The sequence below is a fragment of the Oribacterium sp. genome, assembly GCF_057249185.1.
In genome coordinates this window covers 1-6,339 of the sequence record NZ_DBHIGR010000134.1, presented here as the reverse complement: position 1 = coordinate 6,339, position 6,339 = coordinate 1, and the positions used below count along the sequence as shown (strand labels likewise).

Below are 6,339 nucleotides of genomic sequence, written 5' to 3'. Positions count from 1 at the left end.
AAGGGAGAACATTTTCCCTGTCATGTGAATCTCATTCCGGTGAATCCTATTAAAGAAAGGACTTTTGCACCGCCGGACCGGAAGAGGGTGTATGCTTTTCAGGAGTATTTACAGAAAAGAGGCATTACCTGCACGGTAAGAAGAGAGATGGGGGCAGATATTGCCGGAGCTTGCGGACAATTACGAAGGGATGGAACAAAAGGGGCTTAAGATGGAGTTTTTTGCAAAAACGGATCAGGGAAAAATGCGAAAAATGAATCAGGATTTTCTTTTCGCCACAGGGGATGCTCTGGGCAAATTTCCCAATCTTTTTCTTTTGGCAGACGGAATGGGAGGGCACAGAGCAGGGGATTTTGCTTCCCGTTATTTGGTGGAAAGTTTGACGACGCTTTTGAAACAGACGGAAGAACTGCCTTTGGTACGAAGCCTGGAGAAGGCTATACAGAAGATGAATCTGGAGCTGCTTCGTCTTTCCCAAAGCAATATTCATTTGCAGGGGATGGGAAGTACGCTGGTAACCGCCTTTGTAGAGGGAAACAGCATTGTATTTTCCAACGTGGGAGACAGCAGAGCTTACCTTTTTCAAAGAAATCGCCTGCGTCAAGTGACCAGAGACCACAGCTATGTGGAGGAGATGATTCAGAGAGGGAAAATGATTCGAGGCTCTGAGGAATACCAAAAGAGTAAGAATATGATTACCCGGGCGGTTGGCGTGGAAAAGTACCTGGAAGTGGACTTCTTCGAGGAGGAGTGGGAGGAAGGAGATTTATTTTTCCTTTGCTCCGACGGCCTTAGCAATATGGTGGATCAGGAAAGTATGGTACAGATTTTAAAGGATGATTCCAGTTTGGAAGAAAAGGGAGAGGCTTTGATTACCTTAGCCAATATTAATGGGGGAAAAGACAATATCGCCTTGATTTTGGTGAGACCAGGAAAGGAGCAGGGATAATGAAGTGGGAAAAAGGTACTCTGCTGCAAGACCGTTATAGCATCGAGGCTCTTATTGGCGAGGGAGGCATGAGCTATGTCTACCGTGCCAGAGACCAGAAGCTGGGTCGTACCGTAGCAATTAAGGTTTTAAAGTCCGACTATGCGGAGGATCAGGAATTTGTCCGAAAATTCCAGGATGAGGCCAAGGCTGCCGCAAAATTGAATCATCTGAATATTGTCTCCGCCTATGATGTTGTGGATGAAGGGGATACCCACTTTATCGTCATGGAATTAGTGGAGGGGATTACCTTAAAGAATTATATTCACAGAAAGGGAAAATGTTCCGAGCGAGAAGCCATCGGCATTGCCCTGCAGCTTGTGGAAGGTATGGATACCGCACATAAGATGGGCATTGTGCATAGAGACATTAAGCCCCAGAACATGATTGTCAGCACCGAAGGTGTGGTGAAAATTGCCGACTTCGGAATTGCCCGGGCGGCCAGTCAGGAAACGGCCAATACGGCGGTGATGGGTTCCGTGCATTATATTTCTCCGGAACAGGCGAGACGAGGAGTTTCCGACCAGCGTTCCGACATTTATTCCCTGGGCTGTACGATTTATGAAATGCTTACCGGAAAGCTTCCCTATGAGGGAGAGAATTCCATGGCGGTGGTTTTTTCCCACATGGAAGATCCCATTCCCCGGGTAAGGGATTTGGAGCCGGAGGTTTCCCCTTCCCTGGATTATGTGGTTTGGAAGGCTATGCAGAAAAAGCCCTCTGCCCGTTATCAGACCGTGGAAGAGTTGCGGGATGACTTGAATCTTGCTTTGGAAGATCCGGAAGCCAAGTTTTTAAACGATAGACAGGATGAAGGAGACGAGTCCGTATCCCGTCAGGCCAGACAGGAAATGGATAAAGGCATTTCCCGGCTGTATAAAGCATTGGCCATTTTGTCCGTAGTTTGTATCCTGGGTGTATTTCTTTTCTTAGGCTTTAAATTAGTGGGCATGCTTCGTTCGGTAAAGGATCTTTCGCCCAAGATGGAAAGCGCGACGGAGAAGGAAACGGAGGAAAGCACTCAGGTGGCGATTACTATTTCCGCCTTGGACAGCTTACTGCCGGATATTGTGGGAAAGACCATCCCCGAGGCGGAGAAATATCTCTCCTCCTATGACATTAAGATTTACCCGGAAAAGGAGGAATTTTCCGAGAAATACGAGGAAGGACAGATTATTTCCTACCCAAGCGGAAAATATGGGGTAAGGAGCAGATTATATGTTACGGTCTCCAAGGGAAGTAAGGTGCTTGTATTCTATGATAAGGAGCATCCTGAGGACTTAACGAAGCTTCAACAGATGGAGCTCAGCACGGTTGAGAAGGAATTGAAGGATAGAGAAATTCCCTACAAGGTCGTAGAGCAAATGTCGGATACGGTGGAAAAGGGATATCTGATCAGTACCAACAAGGCGGATACATCGGAGCCGGGAGAGCTGGAGCTTGTGGTCAGTACAGGAGTTCCGGATAACTGGGCCGTAGTTCCTGATCTTACTAATCTTTCCGAGAAAGAAGCCATTTCCGCCCTGGAGGGTGCCGGTTTGGAAGCCGGAGTGATTTCCTATATCCCCAGCACAAGTGTAGCAAAGGGAGTGGTGTTGAAGCAGTCCGTGGCAAAGGATAGCTATGTGGAAAGAGGACAGGCAATTCCCTTCAGTGTAAGCTCCGGTCCGGATGGGGAAAGTAGTACAAAGCTTGCTCCTTCCGATGACAACAGCAAGGCCTGGGTATCCAGCATAAATCAAACTGTTGTTTTGGGAAGCGGCGGTCCCGGAGTCGAGGGAACTGTCCTTGTGGTGGTTTATCTTCGACAAGATGTAAATGGAGAAAGCAGGTACACAACCCTGCAAGCCGCAAGATCCTATGTGATCGGAAGCGAAATGCAGTTAAGCATCAGCCGAATCAAGGGAATTGCCGGACTTTCCAAGGGAACCGTGGAAGTAGTGGATGCGGAGAAGGATAGGGTTCTGGCCGCCTATGATCTGGATTTTGCTCCGGAGGCTTAGGATGATAGGAAAGATAATTAAAGGCATCGGCGGATTTTATTATGTGGATACCAAGTCGGGAGTCTTTGAATGTCACGCCAAGGGGCTTTTTCGAAACAAGAAAGAGAAGCCCCTTGTGGGAGACATGGTGGAAGTGGAAGAGGTTCCTGACACGGAAAAAGAGATGGTGGGCCAGATTCTAAGGATTCTCCCCCGAAAAAATGAATTGATTCGCCCCTTAGTGAGTAATATCGATCAAGCGGCACTGGTCTTTGCGGTGAAGGAGCCTGAGCCCTCCTTCCCTTTGATTGACCGTTTTCTTTTGCATCTGGAGGCAAGGGAGATTCCCTGTATGCTTTTCTTTAATAAGAGAGATTTGCTTTCAGATTGTGAAGCGGATTATCGGGAGAAAATGCAGAGAATCTATGAAAAAGCAGGTATTCCGGTTTATTTCTTCCAAAGCAATACGAAAGAAGACCGGGAGGAGATTCTAAGTCTCCTAAAGGGAAAAACCACGGTTTTCTCAGGACCCTCCGGTGTGGGAAAGTCCAGTATGATTAATCTTTTACTGGAAGACAGGAGGATGGAAACCGGAAGTCTTTCCGAAAAAATCAAAAGGGGAAAGAACACCACAAGACATGCGGAATTTTTCTCTCTGGGAGAAGATAGCTATGTCCTGGACACTCCCGGCTTTACCTCTTTATTTCCACCGGATATTTCTCCGGAGAATCTTCGTTACTTCTATCCGGAGTTTGAAGAGTATCGGCAGTCCTGTCGTTACAATACCTGCTATCATTTGGGAGAGAAGAAGCAGGACTGCGGGGTAAAGCAGGCGGTGGAAAAGGGAGAGATTGCCCTGGAGCGTTACGAAAGCTACAAGAGCTTATATCAGGAGATTGTAGAGGAAAGAAAGAATTATTAAGGAGGTTTCCGTGAAAAATCGATTATCCCCGTCTATATTGGCGGCAGACTTTTCCGCCTTACAGGAGGATGTGTCTTTAGCTGAAGCTGCAGGTGCGAAAAGCTTTCATTTTGACATTATGGACGGGCATTTTGTACCGAATATTTCCTATGGAGCAGGGATTGTTTCCGCCTTACGGAATAAGTCCAAGGCCTTTTTTGATGTGCACCTGATGGTGGAGGAGCCGGATTGCTTTTTCCCGGATTATAAAAAGGCGGGAGCAGACAGGATTTCCGTGCATGTGGAGGCGGTAAAGCATTTGGATCGTTCCTTACAGGCGATACGAGAGCTTGGCATGGAAGGGGGAGTGGCTTTAAATCCAGCCACATCCCTGTCAACGATAGAAGAAATCCTGCCCATTTGTCCCTATATTTTGATTATGTCCGTAAATCCGGGCTTTGGAGGACAGAGCTTTATCCCCTATACCTTGGAGAAGATTAAAAGGCTTCGGAAAATGGCAGAGGAGAGAGCCCTTCCTTTGGAAATCGGTGTAGACGGAGGTGTGAAGCTGGACAATATTTCCCCTATCCTGGAAGCCGGCGCCAACTTTATCGTGGCAGGCTCCTCCGTATTCGGAAAAAAAGAAGAAATCGGAGAAAGGGTAAAGAGTTTTAATAAGGTTCTTGAAAATGCCTAGGGGACAGTTTATAGTAAGGTAATAAAATAAAGGAGGGTCAGAGAATGCTGGATATTAAGTTTGTGAGAGAGAATCCTGAAGTTGTAAAAGAGAATATAAGAAAGAAGTTCCAAGATGAGAAGCTGAATCTTGTGGATGAGGTTATTTCTCTGGATGTGGAAGCCAGAAAGGTGCAGATGGAAGCGGACGAGCTTCGTAGTAAAAAGAATCAGGTTTCCAAGCAAATCGGAGCTTTGATGGCGAAGGGAGAAAAGGAAGCTGCAGAAAAGGCTAAAGAAGAGGTAGCTACATTCTCCCAGAGGCTGGCAGAATTAGAGGAAAAGGAGCCGGCTTTACAGGAAGAAATTTTAAAAAGAATGATGGTTATTCCGAACATCATTGACCCCTCCGTACCTATCGGAAAGGACGATTCCTGCAACGTGGAGAATGAGCGTTTCGGGGAGCCTGTGGTTCCATCCTACCCCATTCCTTACCATGCGGATATTATGGACAGCTTTTCCGGTTTGGATTTAGATGCAGCAGGAAGAGTTGCCGGAAACGGTTTCTATTATCTGGTGGGAGATGTGGCAAGACTTCACTCTGCAGTGCTTTCTTATGCCAGAGATTTTATGATTGACAGGGGCTTCACCTATGTGATTCCTCCCTATATGATTCGTTCCAAGGTTGTGGACGGCGTAATGTCTTTCGCGGAAATGGATGCCATGATGTATAAGATTGAGGGAGAAGATCTTTACTTAATCGGTACCTCCGAGCACTCCATGATTGGACGTTTTATCGATCAGATTTTGCCGGTAGAGTCCCTTCCTTTGACCTTAACCTCCTACTCCCCCTGTTTCAGAAAAGAAAAGGGATCCCACGGTATTGAGGAGAGAGGTGTTTATCGTATCCACCAGTTTGAAAAGCAGGAAATGATTGTAGTTTGTGAGCCGGAAGAGGCTATGGACTGGTATAACAAGCTTTGGCAGAACACCGTAGACTTTTTCAGAAGTCTGGAGATTCCTGTTAGAACACTGGAATGCTGTTCCGGAGATTTGGCGGATTTGAAGGTTAAGTCCTGTGACGTGGAAGCTTGGTCCCCCAGACAGAAGAAGTATTTTGAGGTAGGTTCCTGCTCCAACTTGGGAGATGCACAGGCAAGACGTTTAAAGATTCGTGTTAAGGGGGCGGATGGTAAGAATCATTTAGCCTTTACCTTAAACAATACCTGTGTGGCACCACCCAGAATGCTGATTGCTTTCCTGGAGAACCATTTACAGGAAGACGGAACGGTAACGATTCCCAAGGCTTTACAGCCTTATATGGGAGGCAAGGAAGTTTTGATTCCCAAGTTCAATTCCGTAGAAAAAGAAAAAAATGCATTAAATTAATGTTTTTTCCAAATATTGTAACGGAGATGCCGCTTCTTTTGTCCTATCAAAAGAAGCGGTTTTATCGTTGTGAAACATTCTCATTGCGTAGTAAGAGGCAATCCTCTATACTAGCTTAATATTAGGGAAAATAGGCTTTTCGCATAGAAAGGAAAAACATGGAACCCATTATTTCCGTGAGGGATTTATATAAAATATTCAAGATAGGAGATACGGAGGTATATGCCTTAAACGGATTGAACTTTGACATCTATCAGGGAGAATTTATTGCCATCGTGGGTACCTCCGGTTCCGGAAAGTCCACCTGCCTAAATATGCTGGCAGGCTTGGAAAAGCCCAGCAAGGGCAGTATCACCATTACCGGAGAGTCCATTGAAAAAATGAATGAGAAACAGCTGGTGGCT

The 6,339-nt window shown here is 46.2% G+C and carries 6 protein-coding genes and 1 pseudogene; all 7 read left to right on the top strand.

The annotated features are described in order from the left end of the window. Positions 1–210 (top strand): annotated as a pseudogene (locus ACO4PX_RS07860) (dual-specificity RNA methyltransferase RlmN); the annotation flags it as partial. 1 nt (position 211) lies between these two features. After that, entirely contained in the window at positions 212–949 is a 738-nt protein-coding gene (locus tag ACO4PX_RS07855) for a Stp1/IreP family PP2C-type Ser/Thr phosphatase (protein WP_314670432.1), read from the top strand. Next, entirely contained in the window at positions 949–2,991 is a 2,043-nt protein-coding gene (locus tag ACO4PX_RS07850; protein WP_472689666.1) for a protein kinase domain-containing protein, read from the top strand. Before ACO4PX_RS07855 ends, ACO4PX_RS07850 begins: the two co-directional genes overlap by 1 nt. A 1-nt stretch (position 2,992) precedes the next feature. Then, on the top strand, positions 2,993–3,892 hold the full coding sequence (gene rsgA / locus ACO4PX_RS07845) for a ribosome small subunit-dependent GTPase A (protein WP_485532187.1): 900 nt from the start codon (positions 2,993–2,995) through the stop codon (positions 3,890–3,892). A gap of 10 nt (positions 3,893–3,902) precedes the next feature. Further along, positions 3,903–4,568: a ribulose-phosphate 3-epimerase gene (gene rpe, locus ACO4PX_RS07840; protein WP_485535051.1), complete on the top strand. Its 666-nt coding sequence runs from the start codon at positions 3,903–3,905 to the stop codon at positions 4,566–4,568. Between the two features lie 44 nt (positions 4,569–4,612). Beyond that, positions 4,613–5,935, top strand: coding sequence for a serine--tRNA ligase (serS, locus tag ACO4PX_RS07835; protein WP_448972256.1), 1,323 nt, complete (start codon positions 4,613–4,615; stop codon positions 5,933–5,935). Between the two features lie 158 nt (positions 5,936–6,093). Continuing rightward, the coding region (locus tag ACO4PX_RS07830) for an ATP-binding cassette domain-containing protein (protein WP_485572193.1) at positions 6,094–6,339 on the top strand (246 nt) is incomplete at its 3' end.